This is a genomic window from Wolbachia endosymbiont (group B) of Villa cingulata, from assembly GCF_964028285.1.
Classification (GTDB): Bacteria; Pseudomonadota; Alphaproteobacteria; order Rickettsiales; family Anaplasmataceae; genus Wolbachia.
On the sequence record NZ_OZ034766.1, the window covers coordinates 1192436 to 1210283 of the forward strand.

At 35.0% G+C, this 17848-nt stretch carries 13 protein-coding genes and 1 tRNA gene; 3 read left to right on the forward strand and 11 right to left on the reverse strand.

Features of this window, described 5'->3' with window-relative positions; all coding sequences use genetic code 11:
• Positions 1-119: 119 nt before the first annotated feature.
• From ABWU52_RS06155 to secB, 5 genes are all read right to left on the reverse strand, one after another.
• A complete protein-coding gene (locus ABWU52_RS06155) occupies positions 120-1577 on the reverse strand; it encodes a leucyl aminopeptidase (RefSeq protein ID WP_353276626.1) in 1458 nt (485 codons plus the stop codon).
• Positions 1578-1712: 135 nt separating this feature from the next.
• A complete protein-coding gene (locus tag ABWU52_RS06160; protein WP_064085711.1) occupies positions 1713-2354 on the reverse strand; it encodes a protocatechuate 3,4-dioxygenase in 642 nt (213 codons plus the stop codon).
• Positions 2355-2520: 166 nt separating this feature from the next.
• Complete coding sequence (putA, locus tag ABWU52_RS06165) at positions 2521-5661, reverse strand: bifunctional proline dehydrogenase/L-glutamate gamma-semialdehyde dehydrogenase PutA (protein ID WP_353276628.1); 3141 nt, start codon at positions 5659-5661, stop codon at positions 2521-2523.
• 127 nt (positions 5662-5788) lie between these two features.
• Entirely contained in the window at positions 5789-8392 is a 2604-nt protein-coding gene (acnA, locus tag ABWU52_RS06170) for an aconitate hydratase AcnA (RefSeq protein ID WP_353276630.1), read from the reverse strand.
• A 6-nt stretch (positions 8393-8398) separates the two neighbouring features.
• Entirely contained in the window at positions 8399-8902 is a 504-nt protein-coding gene (gene secB / locus ABWU52_RS06175) for a protein-export chaperone SecB (protein ID WP_264330773.1), read from the reverse strand.
• Between the two features lie 163 nt (positions 8903-9065).
• On the opposite strand from secB, the gene ABWU52_RS06180 reads away from it, so the two are divergent.
• From ABWU52_RS06180 to ABWU52_RS06190, 3 genes are read left to right on the forward strand one after another with little or no spacing between them, the layout of a single operon-like run.
• Complete coding sequence (locus ABWU52_RS06180; protein WP_353276632.1) at positions 9066-9725, forward strand: Tim44/TimA family putative adaptor protein; 660 nt, start codon at positions 9066-9068, stop codon at positions 9723-9725.
• Between the two features lie 14 nt (positions 9726-9739).
• Entirely contained in the window at positions 9740-10444 is a 705-nt protein-coding gene (dnaQ, locus tag ABWU52_RS06185; protein WP_010404360.1) for a DNA polymerase III subunit epsilon, read from the forward strand.
• A 35-nt stretch (positions 10445-10479) separates the two neighbouring features.
• Positions 10480-11079: an SCO family protein gene (locus ABWU52_RS06190; RefSeq protein WP_010404358.1), complete on the forward strand. Its 600-nt coding sequence runs from the start codon at positions 10480-10482 to the stop codon at positions 11077-11079.
• A 52-nt stretch (positions 11080-11131) separates the two neighbouring features.
• Here the strand turns inward: ABWU52_RS06190 and rnc are convergent, their stop codons facing one another.
• The 6 genes from rnc to ABWU52_RS06220 all read right to left on the reverse strand — a co-directional run bounded on the left by rnc (position 11132) and on the right by ABWU52_RS06220 (position 17574).
• A complete protein-coding gene (gene rnc / locus ABWU52_RS06195) occupies positions 11132-11824 on the reverse strand; it encodes a ribonuclease III (RefSeq protein ID WP_012481989.1) in 693 nt (230 codons plus the stop codon).
• 100 nt (positions 11825-11924) lie between these two features.
• Positions 11925-12950 carry a quinone-dependent dihydroorotate dehydrogenase gene (locus ABWU52_RS06200; RefSeq protein ID WP_353276634.1) on the reverse strand — a complete coding sequence of 342 codons (1026 nt, stop codon included), beginning with the start codon at positions 12948-12950 and terminating at the stop codon, positions 11925-11927.
• 263 nt (positions 12951-13213) lie between these two features.
• Positions 13214-13285, reverse strand: a tRNA-Cys gene (locus ABWU52_RS06205).
• Between the two features lie 5 nt (positions 13286-13290).
• On the reverse strand, positions 13291-14181 hold the full coding sequence (locus ABWU52_RS06210; protein WP_353276636.1) for a class I fructose-bisphosphate aldolase: 891 nt from the start codon (positions 14179-14181) through the stop codon (positions 13291-13293).
• 58 nt (positions 14182-14239) lie between these two features.
• Positions 14240-15238 carry a molecular chaperone DnaJ gene (locus tag ABWU52_RS06215; protein WP_353276637.1) on the reverse strand — a complete coding sequence of 333 codons (999 nt, stop codon included), beginning with the start codon at positions 15236-15238 and terminating at the stop codon, positions 14240-14242.
• Between the two features lie 56 nt (positions 15239-15294).
• A complete protein-coding gene (locus ABWU52_RS06220) occupies positions 15295-17574 on the reverse strand; it encodes an AAA family ATPase (protein ID WP_353276639.1) in 2280 nt (759 codons plus the stop codon).
• Positions 17575-17848 lie beyond the last annotated feature (274 nt).

A 17848-nucleotide genomic window follows, 5' to 3' on the forward strand; every position in this document is an offset into this window, starting at 1 on the left:
GTAACTTTAGAACCCCCAAAAAAGAAAATGTAAGTTACTTTGATGATATCATTTTCTACGTCTTATAAATAGACATTCATGTAGCCGTAAATTAAGCTATAAACTCAATACAAAGATCCTTAATTATTAATCTCATAGTACTTCTCAACCAACTTATTTAGCAACCTTACACCGAAACCTACTGCCCCTCTTGGAGAAATATCAGTGCCTTTTTCGTGCCAAGCAGTGCCTGCAATGTCTAAATGTGCCCAACAAGTGTCGTTTACAAAACGCTGTAGAAACTGTGCAGCCATTATACTATCTCCACCAGAACCTGCAGGAGCTATATTTTGCACATCAGCAATCGGCGAATCAATAATTTTGTTATAAGTTTCATTCATAGGAAAGCGCCATAATTTTTCATTTACTTCATTTCCTGCATCAATCAGATGATTCGCTAATTCATCGTTATTTGAAAAAAGACCAGCATATTCATTATTTCCCAGTGCAACCACTATAGCACCAGTTAAAGTTGCAAGGTCGATCATAAATTTCGGTGCAAATCTATCTTGTGTATACCATAAAGCATCCGCAAGTATTAGTCTTCCCTCTGCATCGGTATTTAATATTTCTATTGTTTGTCCAGACATTGAAGTGACTACATCGCTCGGTCTTTGAGCATTACCATCCACTGCATTTTCTGCAAGTGCAACCACACCAATTGCATTTACTTTTGCTTTTCGCCCAGCTAGAGTACGCATCACTCCAACTACAGTAGCAGAACCTGCCATGTCATATTTCATTGACTCCATACCGCGTGAGGGTTTAAGTGACACTCCACCAGTGTCAAACGTTATACCCTTGCCTATAAAAGCTATTGGTTTTTGTTCTTGAGAAGCCCCATTCCATTTTATCACCACTAACTTTGGCTCTTTACTACTTCCTTGTGCTACTCCAAGCAGGGCTCCCATTTTTTTCTCTTCCATTTGCTTTTTATCAAGCACTTCAACCTCAAGACCAAGTTTAGTAAGTTCAGCTTTTATACGATTAGCGTAAGACTCTGGATATAAAATATTAGGTGGCTCAGTAGTAAAAGCACGTGCAAGAAAGATGCCTTCACCTTCGTGTTTTAAACGCTCAAATGATTTTTCAATGCTACTTAACTGTTCATCTTTTACTAATAATGTAATTTCCTCTACTTCTGTAATTTTTTCATCCTTTTTAGTTTTATACTTATTAAACTTGAAACTGCGCAGAAATGCTCCATATGCAACATTTGCTGTACTGCCCTCGATTGAAATAGCTGCTCGCTTGATTCTTAATCTGCTTAGCTCACAATATATTTTACCACCAATATTTAATCCTTTGCTTTCATCCCATTCATCTCTCATTCCAAGACCAGCAACTATAATATTTTTTCCCTCTGATGAAGTAACGGAGAAAAATTCACCAAAATCTCCATTAAAACCACTAAATTTCTTGATGTTATCTATAGCTTGCTTATCTTGTAGAACATTAGTTATGAGCTTATCACCCTCAAACAAACCTACCACTAGCGTCTCAAAATCAGGTAAAGCTTTAGAAATTGTTATCTTCATCGTTGACATCTCCGTTGCAAATAATTGTAAGCTGCACATAAAACATAGTAAAAACATTAGTAAGATATTTTTCATATACATTTTAAGTACAATAGCGCTTAAGACTACTATGAACTCCCCTGATATGCAAGGGCTTTATCTTTTATCAGAAAATTTGTTATGCCCACCTAGGGTTATATTAAATGTGTAGGTCTTCATGGCCTGATTGTTATAAGTAAATGGTGCTATCAGAAGGCTTGCAAGTCCACTCTCAATAAGATTACCAAGAAGAAGATCATCACAGTTATCGCAATTATGATCAGCAAAAAACATTTGTGTTGTGAATTCTGGAAAATCTGGATGTTGGACCAAAAAGTTGATGTGTGGAGCCCTATCACCAATTTTACCTGGTACTATTGTAATAAAATTATAATAGCCAAGGTTATTTACTACAAATCTTCCTGATCCAGCAAAATTTGGATCAAGCTCCACATTTTCATCATAATAGCTCATGCCAAGTGAGTCTGCGTGCCATATAGAAACCACAGCATTTTGTATCGGTAAGCAATTTACATCAGTAACTCTACCCACTACATTTATTAATTCTCCTGCTGCATTATTTGGAGAGCCAGGTTTTCTTCTTAAATTATTTGAAGAGTTAAAGCTTTTTGGCCTTGTTTCAAGATCATAAATCCCTGGAGTTTCAATACAATTAAGCAAAATAGGATCAGCTGCAAATAATGACAAATCGAATATAAATTGTACTAAAAACGCTAATAAGATATTTTTTACATTCATTGTGTTTATAGTGCTTTTATCAGAATTATAGCAACCTTTTTCTTTTATTAAAGACAAGACTTCCTTTGAAGCCTCCTTAGAATCACAACTATCCTTTCAGTGTATGAGTTTTAGGTTTTAGTACTGCATACACAACTGCACGGACTTCCAATTTAGAAATTGCAAATCAATCCAAACACGCAAGTGTAATGTTACCTCCACATGCTGTAGTGTTGACACTTACAACCTTTTCTATAGAAAAACGTTGCAGATAATTAGGACCACCAGCTTTTGGTCCGGTACCTGACAGTCCTCTACCGCCAAATGGTTGTGTTCCAACTGCTGCACCTATTTGATTGCGATTGATGTATACATTTCCAACTGATATTTTCTTGCTTATTAAATCGATCTGACTTTGTACACGGCTTTGCAAAGAAAACGTAAGTCCATATCCTGTATTGTTTATATCACTTATAACTTCATTTAACTGCGACTTATTAAAACGTATGATATGTAAAATAGGCCCAAACACTTCTTGCTTTAATTGCGAAATTTTTTGTATCTCATAAATGTACGGAGGAAAGAAATAACCATTATAAGAATTTGTATCCATGGGTACCTTGGACAAAAGGTTTGAATCTTCATCCCTTGATATTTTTTCCGTATGTTTAGTGAGCATATCAATAGATGCTTTGTCAATTATTGGACCAATATCTGTGCTCAGTTGTATTGGGTCACCTATCTTTAGTTCTTGAGCTGCATTGCATATCATTTTTATCTGTTTTTCTGCTATATCTTCTTGAATAAATAGCACTCTGAGAGCAGAACAACGTTGACCGCCACTGCGAAATGCAGAAATTAAAACATCCTTAGTTACCTGCTCTAAAAGAGCAGAACTATCAACAATCATAGCATTTAATCCACCAGTCTCAGCGATAAGTGGCACAATAGGACCATCTCTACTAGCAAGCATTCGATTAATTATTTGAGCAGTTTGTGTTGAACCAGTAAAAGCTACACCGGAAATTCTATTATCTGGTACTAATGTTTTACCTAAATACCAACCATCCCCTGGAATAAGGTGTAGCACATTTTTTGGTATTCCAGCTTCATGTAGTATCTTAACGGCTTCATAGGCAATAATCGGCGTTTGCTCTGCCGGTTTTGCCAGCACTGCATTACCTGCTGCAAGTGCAGCTGAAACCTGTCCAATGAAGATAGCGAGTGGAAAATTCCACGGTGATATGCATAAGAAAACTCCCCTGCCTTCAAAAAAGATGAAGTTATCTTCACCTGTTGGACCTGGCAATTTTTTCCAGTCATTCAGTTCATTTTTTGCTATCATTGCATAATAGCGCAAAAAGTCGATTGCCTCTCTTACTTCTGCTATTGCATCGGATAAAATTTTTCCTGCTTCTACAATCAGAATATAAATTAACTCTTTCATCCTTTCCTCAAGCAAATCTGCAGCTTTTTCAAGGCATTTAGCGCGCTCTTCTGCTGAAACATTCTGCCACTTAGTAAAAGCACTATGTGCTATTTCAAGAGCATTTAAAGCCTGAGCACTTGTTGCACTTGACACTTCTCCAATTACATTTTCCAAATGTGCAGGATTCACTACTTCGGTAAATTCCGCACTGTCAAGAAACGACTCTCCATCAATTATTGGGCCAACTTGCCATTTCTTTTCACTAAATTCCCTTACATCATCTGCAAATTGTGAAACTGCAATTGAATCGCTAATATCCATTCCCAAGGAGTTTTTTCTTTCCTCTCCAAAAATATCTCGTGGCAACGGAATGCTTGGATGAGGCTCATATTCTAAGCTTTTTACTTTTTCTAATGGATCTGAGACTAATTCTTCAATTTTAACGTCAGAATCATTTACTTGATTGACAAACGAGCTATTAGCTCCATTTTCAAGAAGGCGCCTAATAAGGTATGGCAATAAATCACTATGTTTACCAACTGGTGCATATATACGACAATTGATGCTTGTTGCAAGTTCTGAAATTGCATAATCATACAAACTTTTACCCATTCCATGTAAGCGCTGAAACTCAAACCCAGGATGATTTTTATCGGCAAGCTCTATTATAGTAGCAAAAGTATAAGCATTATGAGTTCCAAAACATGGATAAAAGTGATTCTCTTTGCTTAAAAGTTTCTGCGCACAGGCAAGGTAGCATACATCTGTGTGGCTTTTTCTAGTAAACACCGGATAACCAATTAACCCTAATTCTTGTGTGCGCTTGATTTCTGAGTCCCAATATGCTCCTTTTACAAGCCTCACCATAATTTTATGCTTTGATCGAATGGCAACATCTTCAACAAAATCAAGAACAGATAAAGCACGTTTTTGATACGCTTGCACAGCCAAGCCAAGCCCCTCCCACTTAGAAAGTGAATCATCAAGACGCAATTGCTCAAATAAAACTAATGACATCTCAAGTCTTTCTGATTCTTCTGCATCTATACAAAGTGAAATGTTATATTTCTTCGCTTCATGACACAGTTCCAGCAACTTAGCTCTCAGCTCTTCAGCTATATTACCAAATTGGCTAAATTCATAACGTGAGTGCAGTGAAGACAATTTGATTGAAACCCCTTGAGATTTAAAGCAATCATTTATGTCAGCAGATTCACCTATGGCTTTTATTGCATGCATGTATAAATTAAAATACTCTTCCGCATCCTCAACTGTGCAAGCAGATTCACCAAGCATATCAAAAGAGCATAAATACTTACTGTAGTCATCTGATTTCACACTTTCCAATGCTTTTTCTATAGTTTCTCCAACAATAAAATGCTTGCCAAGAATGGATATTGCTTGTTTCACCGCTTTGCGGATTATTGGCTCTCCTAAATTTTTCAATAACCTGGAAATTATGTGATAGAATTTTGAATCCTCTTCATTGTTTCTTAATATACTGCTTCCTATAATTAAACTCCATGTAGAAGCATTAACAAACAATGAAGAGGAACGCCCCAGGTGTTTATTCCATTCTTGGTTGGCAATTTTATCTTTGATCAATTCATCTATTGTGTAATCGTCTGGTATTCTAAGTAATGATTCAGCAAGACACATTAGCGCTACTCCTTCGTCGTTAGAAAGTGAGTACTGTTGTATAAAAGAATCTATAATGCCTAATTTACTACCTCTAATCTTTTCGACAATTTGTTTTGCAATATTGTAAACTATGTTTTTTGAATCAGCCGAAAGTTCTGATTTTTCTACAAGATAACGTACGTGACTTTTTTCATCAGCACGATAAAATGCCTGCAATCGTTTTCGTAATGCGTTAGGTTCTTGTATAGAACTGATCATAATTATCTACAAAACACCCTTTACCATATGTAAGGTAAGATTATATCATAACTTTGCATCGAATAAATTATTATTTAAATAAAGAGCCAGAATCGATTCAAAAAACCTAGTTAATGACTGTGATAGCTCAAAAGGACTGCGCAAGTATATAGCTCAACACTCCACCACTCATCAAGTACTTAACCTCAGTTGCAGTTTGTACACAGCACTTGAGTTGAATGGATTGCTCTGAATCATCCTTTCTTTTAATGATACATTCTAGATTTCCATTTGGTACTACTTCACCTTTTATGCTCACTATCTCACTACCATCAAATATCTTTCTCGTTACTCCATCCTGAAATGCAAGTGGAAGAACACCCATACCGACCAAATTGGACCTATGTATGCGCTCAAAACTTTCTGCAATCACAGCTTTAATTCCCAGTAATGCAGTACCCTTTGCTGCCCAATCCCTACTTGAACCTGTACCATATTCTTTTCCTGCAATGACAACTAATGGAACAGCTTCTCTTTTATATTGCATTGCTGCATCAAAAATTGACATAGTTTCTTGAGAAGGAATATGTTTTGTATAGCCACCCTCAGCACCCACCATTTTATTTCTTATTCTGATATTAGCAAAGGTTCCACGCATCATTACGTTGTGGTTACCGCGGCGAGATCCATATGAATTGAAATCTTGCGGTTCAACTCCAAGACCTTTTAAATATATGCCTGCAGGACTATTTGAGGCAATATTTCCAGCAGGGGAAATGTGGTCGGTAGTGACGCTATCGCCAAACATCGCTAGTATTTGCGCATTCTTTATATCAACTATGTTGCTTTTATTGTTCTTAGTCGATAAATTATCAAAATAGGGAGGGTTTTGTATATAAGTGCTTTTCGCGTCCCAATCATAGATTTCACTTTTCTCACACTTTATCTTTTGCCAATGCTCATCACCAGAAAAAACATCCTTATACTTTTGTATGAACATTTCACGCGTCACAACACTTTTAACACAGCTCTCAACTTCACTATTTGTTGGCCATATATCTTTGAGATAAACATCACTTCCATTCTTATCTTTGCATATAGGATCTTTTGTCAGGTCAATTTGTACAGTACCTGCAAGTGCATACACAACAACAAGTGGCGGAGATGCCAAGTAATTAGCTTTGACTAAAGGATGGATTCTTCCTTCAAAGTTACGATTACCGGATAAAACTGCTGCAACAGTCAAGTTTTTATCCTTAATATCACTTTCTATATCTTTATGAAGCGGACCGGAGTTTCCAATACAAGTTGTACAACCATACCCAACCAAATTAAAACCCAAAGCACTTAGATCTTCCTGTAACCCTGACTTTTCTAAATATTCTGTTACAACTTGTGACCCTGGAGCAAGAGAAGTTTTAACCCAAGGCTTTGATTTTAATCCAAGGTTGACTGCATTACGCGCTACAAGTCCAGCAGCAATCATTACACTTGGGTTTGAAGTATTAGTGCAGCTTGTTATTGCTGCAATAACTACACTTCCATCTTGGAGTTTATCGCTTTCCTCTGACTCATTAACTGGAAATGATTTAGAAAAAGATTCTGCCACTTGCGAAAGAAAAACCTTATCTTGCGGTCTTTTTGGACCGGCCATTACTGGCTCTACGCTCGATAAATCAAGCTCCAGTGTGTCAAAGAACGCCAATTCGTCATTACTACGCCACAGCCCTTGTTCTTTTGCATAGACTTCAACCAATTTAACCAACTCTTTTGGCCTTCCGGTTAAGTTTAAATAATCTAGTGTCTTCTGATCAATTGGAAAGAATCCACAAGTTGCACCATACTCTGGAGCCATATTAGCTATGGTTGCTCTATCTGCCAAAGATAAACAATCTAAGCCATCACCATAAAATTCCACAAATCTGCCAACAACGCCTTTTGTTCTCAGGATATTAGTAATCGTTAGCACTAGATCAGTTGCTGTTACTCCCTCTGAAAGTCTTCCTATTAATTTAAATCCTACTACTTCTGGAATTACCATACTAATTGGTTGACCAAGCATCACAGACTCAGCTTCTATTCCACCAACACCCCAACCAAGAACCGACAAACCATTTACCATAGTAGTGTGACTATCTGTACCGACTAAGGTATCTGGATATAGAACTCCGCTATCGTTACATACAACTTGCGCTAAATATTCAAGATTCACTTGGTGGCAAATTCCAGTACCTGGTGGCACTACTCTAAAATTTGTGAAGGATGACTCTCCCCATTTTAAGAATTGATATCTCTCCAAATTTCTTTTTACTTCCAGTGCAACGTTTTTACCAAATGCAGAAGTGCTTCCGTAACTATCTACTTGAACAGAGTGATCGATCACAAGATCAACAGGTACAGATGGATTTATTTTGCTTGGGTTACCTCCGTTTTTCTTCACATAATTACGCATTGAAGCTAAGTCAACGACAGCAGGAACTCCTGTGAAATCCTGCATCAAAACCCTTGCTGGCTTGTAGCTAATTTCGTGATTAATGTGTTTCTTGACGCAATTTGCTAATATCTTTATATCATCTAATTTAACGCTTACTCCATCTTCGTTGCGCAATAAATTTTCAAGCAATACCTTGAGTGAACAAGGCAATTTGGTTAAATTTACTCCTAAGAATTTACCAGCGTTACTTAGGTTAAAGTAGTTATATAACCTTCCATCAATATTTAAAGTCGTCTTTGCATTTAAAGAATTGTTCATCCTGTATTAGTTAAAATTGGAATTACTAGCGCTACTTTTTTGTTGTTGACTTTGCTGCTGATACATAGTTTCAAAATCTATAGGATCTAGCATAAGTGGAGGAAACCCACCACTACTTGTAGTTCTTGCAATTATTTCTCTTGCAAAAGGGAAAAGAAAAGTAGGTCCACCAATAAATAAAGCTTGTCTCACCTCTTCTTCACTTAGCTCTGTAAAGTTTTCTATTGAAAAAATACCGCAATACTTTACCTCGCAAATGAAAGCTATATCATCTTTTACATCTTCATCTTTTACCGTTGCTTTGGCTTCTATATGCAAAGTAATTTCATGAAAAGGCTTTTCTTCACTTATTCCTTTTTTATTTTCTGTTCCTTCTAATTTTGCTGAATTAATATTAACCATTACATTAATATCAGGAGCTCTACTAGAAGGAAGGAATGGCGAATTTGGATTCTCAAACGAAAAATCTTTGACATACTGACCATGAATTTTCATTTTGTGTTGTGACATTTCTTACGTCTCCTTTAATTAAGTTGAGATGTTTAATACTTTCTTATATAATATATCTATTTACAAATGAATAGTAAACCTAACTATAGGTTAATATGAAAAACATATTTTTATCAATAATTAATAATATTTAGATACTTTATATATCAAGGAGTAAGTTACCATGATAGAGCTTGTAATATATGCTTTACTAGCGGCGTTTATTTTTTCACGCTTATATAATTCTTTAGGAAGATCATCCAGTCTCAATCTAAAAAAGCTAACAGGTGTATTAGATGTAAGTCAAAGTAAAGAGGATGTGGTAGAAAATATCGAAGATTATACTTATAGCAATAACAAAAGTTCAATAGAAGCTACTTATGAACAAATATTACAAAAAAACAGAGAGTTCTCTATTTCCAATTTTATAGAAGGTTCAAGCATAGCTTTTGAATTAATAATAAAATATTTTAACCAAGGAAATTTACCTCAATTAAAATCCCTTCTGGACAAAGACTTATATAACAGTTTTGTGGATAAGATTAAACATCGTAAAGAGACACATGAGTCCATAATTGTTTCTATCGTTTCACAAAAGATCTTAGAAATAAAGCTAGTAAAAAACGTAGTATTTATTGCAGTATACTTCCTTTCAGAGCAAATTAACTTCGTTAAGAATGGTGAAGGAGACATCATATCAGGTAGTACGTCTACTATTAACAAAGTTGAGGATGTATGGCAATTCAAAAAAAATATTAATTCATCAGATCCAACCTGGTTGCTTGTTTCCATTAACTATAAGAAGGCAAGTACCGATAAAAATTTAACAGCAAATGACAAGTAAGATTAGTTACACCGATGGAAAGTAGGCTACGAGAAATAGTACTTGATACTGAAACTACAGGTCTTGACACTGAGTCTGGCCATCGAATTATTGAGATAGGATGTGTAGAACTAATTAACCGTATTCCAACAGGTAAAACATTTCATCGATATCTTAATCCAGAGAGAGATATACCTTACCACTCATTTAAGATTCATGGTATTAGTGAGGAGTTTTTGGAAGATAAGCCACTATTTTCAGATGTTGCACTTGAATTTCTTGACTTCATATCTAATGACATCTTGGTAATTCATAATGCTGAGTTTGATATTAAGTTCCTTAATATGGAGTTAAACAAATTGAATGCCGGGTTAATTTCCTCAGATAGAGTGCTAGATACATTACCACTTGCAAGAAAAAAGTTTGTAGGATCACCTGCTTCTTTAAATGCATTATGCAAGCGTTTTGATATATCGCTAGAAGGTAGAGAGTTACACGGAGCATTAGTTGATGCTCAATTGCTTGCAAAGGTCTATGTTGAGCTTACAGGAGGATTGCAAACCTTTTTATTTAATAATGAATGTGCTCAGGACAATAACTCTACGTTTATTCAGCATAAAGTGCGTAATTTAGCTCGCAGAGAACATTCACCAAGTATTAAAGAAATTGATGAGCATAAGAAATTGTTAGATAAAATTAACAACCCACTTTGGAAGGAATATATTGAATCAATCAACTAATCAATATATGATTTAACTTTATTGGAAACGCTTTAATGATAAAGTTTATAAGGTTATTGTCTAGTTTGCTAATAACAGTAGCAGCTATCTTCTTAGGTTATTGTTATTTTACCAAGCAAGGCATATTTGTTTCACAAAATACAGAAATTAAGGTAGGTGGAGATTTTTCTTTGATCAATCAAGACGGACAAACAGTACGCAGTAGTGATTTTAAAAATAAGTATATGATGATTTTTTTCGGATTTTCCTCATGCAAAAGAATTTGCCCTATGAATCTCGGAATAATTTCAGAAACACTTGCAAAGTTAGATAAGAAAACTGACAATAAGCTACAAACATTTTTTATCACAGTTGATCCTGAGCGCGATAACACAGAAAGGCTTAAAGAATTTCAGCAGCAATTTGACCATAGAATACAAATGCTAACTGGTGAAAGACAAAAAATAGATGAAGTAGTTGCAAAGTATAAAGTATATGCAAGTAAAGTAGATGGAGAAGAGGAAATTAACCATTCTTCAATGATATACCTTATTAGCCCTGAAGGAAAATATGTCACACACTTTGTAGCTGATTTAAATTCAGATGAAAGTCAATCTGATAAGATTCTGGCTGAGATAAAAAAATATGTAAGCTGAACTAAAGAGCTTAGCTTACTTTAAATTTATGCTAACGGCTATTTTGATTAAACTAAGTCGTTTTTTTAATTTTTTCTAGGATCAACTCAGCAGCTTTTTGTTCAGCAATTTTCTTACTAGGAGCGCATGCAGAAACTTTGTCATAACTCTCTATGCAAACTGATATAGTAAATTCAGGATTGTGTGCTGGTCCAGTTTGTTTTACAAGCTCATACTTCGGTAAAGGTAATTTATTTCTCTGAGTCCATTCTTGCAGTGAAGTTTTAGGATCTTGAGGAGGATCGAGGATGTCCTTAGCTAGCTTTTCCCAATGTCGGATAATAAATTTCTCAACACTCTCAAGTCCGCCGTCAATATAAATTGCACCTATTAGTGCTTCAAGCGAATTTTCTAAATTTTTTAAGTTACATTTTCCTCCGTTACAACGTTCACTATTATTCATGATAATAAAGTTACCTAACTCTATTTCTTTAGCAACATTAGCAATGGTACTGCCACAAACTAAATCCGTTTTTCTTTTTGCCAATGCTCCTTCTTTTTCTTCAGGAAACATTTTAAACAGCATAACAGATACAACCATATTCAAAACACTATCGCCCAAAAACTCTAGCCTTTCGTAGCTTACAACCTGGTCTTCGCTATTTCTCTTATTTACGCTTGGGTGGGTTAATGCCTCTTCTAATATTGCATAATCTGTAAATTTATAATTAATAACTTTAGATATTGTATCGTTCAAAACTCTCATATTAATCATTCAATAGAAAAGCACTCTCTATCATACCTCTACACTAAAAAGTTAGCTCTATTTCACTAAGACAATATCCATAACTTCCAAAATGTACAGTCTAATGTATACAACCCACTGCTTCAGTAACATTACTAAATCCATCTCTTCTTACCAATTCCGCAAGTTCCAGGTTGATTTTGTTCACAACTTGATGCCCCTGGTATACAAGAGCAGTGTACAGTTGTACTAAAGAGGCTCCTGCCTTTATTTTTTCATATGCATCAACACCACTTGAAATTCCTCCGCATCCTATCAATAGAATTCTGCTTTTAGTAAGCTTGTACATGTCACTCAATAACTCGGTTGAAAGTTGAAATAATGGCCTGCCGCTCAACCCACCACTCTCATTATAGTAAGAATCTCGACTTATCGTAGTGTTGCTCACTATTAAGCCGTCAACTTTATATTCTAGTGCAAGCTCAGCGATATTTTCTTTTGTTTGCTGATCTATATCTGGAGAAATTTTTAATATTATCGGTATCGATTCAGAGCTATCAATTGATTTTTTGGTTAGAGTAATAGACTTCAACAACTTGGATAATTCTTGTTTGTTGTGTAAATCACGCAAGTTAGGTGTATTTGGGGATGAGATGTTCAGTACTATATAATTGCTCTTTCCATATACTATCTTTATTAAGTCAACATAATCGCTGATTTGGTCCTTTGATGTACTGTTTTTTCCTATATTGATGCCAAAAATGCAATTATCAAGCTTAGTTTCACTTATCTGCTTAAGAAAATAGTCCACCCCTTTATTATTGAATCCCAATCTATTAATTATTCCTTCATCTTTAATTAACCGAAAAATTCTCGGTTTTTTGTTTCCATATTGGGGATATTTAGTTACAGTACCAGTCTCAATAAATCCAAAACCAAATGAGAGCATGGGCCTTAGAACTTCCGCATTCTTATCAAAGCCTGCAGCAAGACCCACAGGACTTCTAAGTTTATTACCAAAAAAGTTTACATTTAAAGACTCTGGTAGCTCTATAGGTTTCCTAAAGGGCATCTTTTTTAACGCCGTTATTACCAAGGAGTGAGCAATTTCAGGCGGCAGTAAAAACAATAAATTACGTAATATCATTTGCAAAACACTTTGCTTATTTTTAGTTTATTTTTTACCATGCAACAAGAATAACGTAGAAAGCTGATTAAAGTGAGGTTTATCAAAATAGTAAGTATATAGTTTCTATAAGTAGTAAAAACTAATTTTTCTGAAGGTAAACTACAACTTGATCAGTATTTTTATCTAGTAATTCTAGGTAGCCAAATTTGTTAATTTGAGATTTTATTAGTATAGGAATCTTATTTCGATTTAAATAAAATCAATGATCTAATTGGAGTAAGAGGCCGGGACCGGAATTGAACCGGTATAAAAGGATTTGCAGTCCTCCGCATAAGCCATTCTGCCACCCAGCCGTTTTTTATGCGTAGATATTAATTATATCTTTTAGCATAGATAAAGCTTCTTCTCTTTTGCGTTGAAAAGTATTACGCCCAATTATTGAGCCATTACCACCGCCTTGCTTAATTTCTTTTACCTCACTACTTATATCACCCACTGACTTTGACTCACCACCAGAGAAAACTACTATTCTTTTTCCTGCAAAGCAAGACTTTTTAATATATTCAATTCTTTTGAATAATGATTCAATATTTTCTATTTTTTCTCTTTCCATATGGTTGGTTGGAAGTTTTACTTTTATTATGTTGGCACCGAGCAAAGCCGCTATATGCGCAGCATAAGCAATGACATCAACTGCTGTTTCACCTTCTTTGGAAATCCCTTCACCACGTGGATAAGACCATAGCACTACAGCAAGGCCACAAGATTTAGCCTCAGCTATAATTTTGCAAGCTTCTTCCATCATATCAAAACACTTAGCAGAACCAGGATATATAGTAAACCCAACAGCCACGCAGCCCAAACGTAGAGCATCTTTTACAGAGGAAGTTACTGCTTGATCTGAAGTTAAGCTTTTTGAGTGCAAAGAGTTAGCGTTATTAAGCTTCAAAATAAGTGGTAGCATTCCAGCATAAGTTGAAGCACCAGCTTCGATCATACCAAGCGGAGCAGCGTATGCACTTACTCCTGAATCAACTGCAAGCTGAAAATGATAATGTGGATCGTAAGCATCAGGGTTAACTTCAAAACTTTTTATTGGTCCGTGCTCAAATCCCTGGTCTACAGGGAGAATTACTAACTTGCCAGTTCCACCAAGTTTCCCATGCATAAGAATGCGAGTAAGATTCGCTTTTACTCCAGGGTTTTCACTTTCGTAGTAACTTAGGATTTGTTTTACTTCTTCACTCATTAATATCTTCAAATTTACTCAAAGTGTAGCAAAAACTATAGTTGAAGCAAAGACCTTTTTATGCTCTTGTTCCTACGCCTATATTTAAAGGTGTAACTTTAGGATCAGTAGTATGCTGTTGTGGTTTTTCTTGAACTAAATCTTCAAAATACATTTTAACAATAGGAAGAACGAGCGGCATAAGTACTAATTTGTAGTCATACCATGCAAATTTTTCTTTATAACTAAATTCCGCATCTTCTTCATATAAACACTGGATACAGTATTCACCATATAGTTCAAAAGCTTTTATAAAAGTTCTAAGTAAAGCAATAAGTAATAAATCTAATACTAAATTAGCCATAAGCACCATTCCATATTGAACAGGCCAGCCATTTTGTGCAATTTCCGATACTAAACTGCACACAGCAAACGCTGCTGCTATACATATCACATAATTATCAGCAGCAATAAGTAGATTGTATCTTCTATTTAACCTATCTAGATTTTCTTCTTGTGAGCCTCTTTGTTTACTTGCTGCATAGATAATACTACAAAAGGATATAATAAATAACCATGGCCAAACTCCGATGCTGAATGCATAAAATTTATAAGCAATATTTTGCACTTTGCCACTGTTAGCAAGTTGTGATAAGCAATATTTGACTTGAGGAGACGGACCAAGTACCACATTTGCTAATATAAAAAATAAACATGCTCTATTCACAGCTTTCTCTCTACGCAATAGAATCTCATTGATTCTCCTTTGTTTTTCCTGCACTTCTCGCTGTAATGTTATAGATATGCCAGCTGCTTTTAAGTCGTTAAGATATTTCTCTAGCTTATCTTTATCTGCACTAAGTTTTTTAAACTTTTCTTCAGCTATTTTTTTCTCTTTCTCTCCTACTACTTTATCAGGGTGACATTTTAATGAAGCTCTTCTAAAGCGCCGCTCAACTAACTTAAGTACATCATCAAACTCCTGGCTTATTACTTCTTCTGCTTTTATTCCCAGCCTTGAAAATAAGTTCTGTAAATCTTGATTACTGTAATATTGATTTCTGGTTAAACTTGCCACTATAGCCTCATTAAAAAATATTGACTATACTACAAATTTAATACTCAAGCAAAAATTTAAACTATATCAAAAGCAATTCCGTGTTTACCAATATAAATCCTTAATTTCTTTCCTTTAATTAATCGACGATTCAGTATTTCTTCAGCCAAATGACTTTTTATCTCTTTTTCAATCAGCCTCTCTATTGGGCGTGCTCCCATTTCTTTGCTATAACCTGTTTGCGCAAGATAAGACTTTACTTCTTCTTCCACTGAGCAGCTTATACCCTTTTGCACAAGTTGTTTTTTTAATTCCTGAATAAATTTATCCACAATGTGCAAAATGACATCCGCATCCAAATCAGAAAAGGAAATGACTGCATCAAGACGATTACGAAATTCAGAGCTAAAAACCCGTTCCATTGCTTTTTCGCTGTCACTGATGTTAAAGTTTTTATACCCAAAGCCAATAGAACTTTTGTTACGTTCAAATGCCCCTGCATTGGTTGTCATAATTAAAATCGTATTGGAAAAATTAACCTTACGTCCGTAAGTGTCTGTAACACAACCATAATCCATGATTTGTAGTAATATATTATAAATATCACTATGAGCTTTCTCAATTTCATCAAGAAGTACTACGCTATATTGATTATTAGATACAGATTCTGTAAGCAATCCACCTTGGTCGTAACCCACATATCCAGGAGGGGAACCAATCATTCTAGATATTGTGTGAGGTTCCATATACTCAGACATATCAAACCGAATAAGGTTCATACCCATATTTTGTGCTAGTTGCTTCGCAAGCTCAGTCTTACCTACACCAGTTGGCCCTGCAAAAAGATACTTTGCCAAGGGTTTATTGTAACTTCTCAGACCAGATTTAGCAATTTTAATAGAATTAACGAGAAACTCTATCGCTTGCTCTTGACCAAAAATGGCCCTATTGAGATTTTCTTTCAAAGATTTTACTCTTTGCATATCATCAAACCCGCAAGGTACGTTTGTAATCCTAGCGATAGTACTCTTAATGTCTCTACTGTTTATAATTTTTCGCCTGCTTTTTTGTAACTTACAATATGCCCCTGCTTCATCTATAACATCAACTGCTTTATCAGGTAATATTCGCCCAGTAATATACTTGTGTGAAAGTTCAGCTGCAGATTTAATGGCATGTTTCGTGTAATATACTCCATGATACCTTTCATAGTAATGCTTTATACCACCTAGTATCTTTACTGTATCATTAATAGAAGACTCTTTTACATTAATTTTTTGAAACCTCCTTGCTAATGCTTTATCCTTTTCAAAGCTATTGCTATATTCTCTATATGTAGTTGCACCTATACAACGCAACGCACCTCTTGCAAGTGCAGGTTTGAGCAGATTGCCAGCATCAAGAAAGCTGCCACTTGTTGAACCTGCTCCAATAATAGTGTGTATTTCATCAATGAAAAGAATAGCGCCAGGTTTTGCCTCAATTACTTTTATTATAGATTTTATTCTCTCTTCGAAGTCACCTCTATAGCGTGTTCCTGCAAGAAGTGATCCTAAATCCAAAGCATAAATTATGCTGGATCTCAGTGCACTCGGAACACTACCTTCAATAATTTTCAATACCAAGCCTTCAACTATTGTTGTTTTACCAACACCTGGTTCTCCGACATATAAAGGGTTATTTTTTCTGCGTCTTAGCAAGATTTCTATAGTGCGATTTAATTCATAATCACGACCAATGACATAATCTATTTTTTTGCTTCTTGCATAATCATTTAAATTTCTACAATAATTTTGTAGAACTTCTTCATCTTTTAATAATTCACCTTTATTTGCTACAGTAGAGATATCGTTATTCTTATCAAGTTTTATCTTGCGATTAGTTACATATTCTTCTATATCACCTGAATATTTTATATTGGATATGTTATAAATCAAATTAGAATCCTTTGCATTCTGTTTGCGTAATAGCTCTTCAATGTATAAATCTTGCTCAGACAGAATCTCTAATAGAATACTTGCTCCATTTATTTCTTTTCTTCCCAGACGATGAGCTCGTATCATGGCTTTATGTATTATGCGTTGAAATAGCACATCAGGCTCAACTTTATTGACAGTTAATTCGGAGTTGTCTTGTAAAAAACCTTTTGTATTATTACCATGATCATTCCTTAATATAATATTATCTATATTTATGATTTCACCAACTCTGATGTTACATCTTGATAAAACATAATTTACATCCACATCTTTGGTTAATGCTAGCAACAAATGTTCCACTTTTGCATATTTAAGCTTACAATCAGAAGCAATCTGTAACGCTCTATTTAAACTTGCCTCTAAATTTTTAGAAATCATCTATTCTCTTTAAAAGTGTAAATTTATATATAATTAGTAGCACACAATTATTAAAAAAACTGAAATCTAGCAGCTCGTTGTAGCCAAATTGAATGAAGCTACAGATTATAGTCCACACAGCCTAACATTATACCGTTGTGATAATCTCAAAACGTTATAAGCAGCAGAATTAAGATTATCAAATTGTAGGTAAATCTAATTTGGGCTAGCTATATATTCTTTCTACCATCCTCCAATCACTTCACTTTGCAGCAAGCTTACTGGAGCTTTTAAA

Excerpts from the sequence above, each read along its gene's own strand:
- ABWU52_RS06155 (WP_353276626.1), bottom strand. The coding sequence starts at position 1,577 with ATGAAGATAACAATTTCTAAAGCTTTACCTGATTTTGAGACGCTAGTG.
- ABWU52_RS06160 (WP_064085711.1), bottom strand. The coding sequence starts at position 2,354 with ATGAATGTAAAAAATATCTTATTAGCGTTTTTAGTACAATTTATATTC.
- putA (WP_353276628.1), bottom strand. The coding sequence starts at position 5,661 with ATGATCAGTTCTATACAAGAACCTAACGCATTACGAAAACGATTGCAG.
- acnA (WP_353276630.1), bottom strand. The coding sequence starts at position 8,392 with ATGAACAATTCTTTAAATGCAAAGACGACTTTAAATATTGATGGAAGG.
- secB (WP_264330773.1), bottom strand. The coding sequence starts at position 8,902 with ATGTCACAACACAAAATGAAAATTCATGGTCAGTATGTCAAAGATTTT.
- ABWU52_RS06180 (WP_353276632.1), top strand. The coding sequence starts at position 9,066 with ATGATAGAGCTTGTAATATATGCTTTACTAGCGGCGTTTATTTTTTCA.
- dnaQ (WP_010404360.1), top strand. The coding sequence starts at position 9,740 with ATGGAAAGTAGGCTACGAGAAATAGTACTTGATACTGAAACTACAGGT.
- ABWU52_RS06190 (WP_010404358.1), top strand. The coding sequence starts at position 10,480 with ATGATAAAGTTTATAAGGTTATTGTCTAGTTTGCTAATAACAGTAGCA.
- rnc (WP_012481989.1), bottom strand. The coding sequence starts at position 11,824 with ATGAGAGTTTTGAACGATACAATATCTAAAGTTATTAATTATAAATTT.
- ABWU52_RS06200 (WP_353276634.1), bottom strand. The coding sequence starts at position 12,950 with ATGATATTACGTAATTTATTGTTTTTACTGCCGCCTGAAATTGCTCAC.
- ABWU52_RS06210 (WP_353276636.1), bottom strand. The coding sequence starts at position 14,181 with ATGAGTGAAGAAGTAAAACAAATCCTAAGTTACTACGAAAGTGAAAAC.
- ABWU52_RS06220 (WP_353276639.1), bottom strand. The coding sequence starts at position 17,574 with ATGATTTCTAAAAATTTAGAGGCAAGTTTAAATAGAGCGTTACAGATT.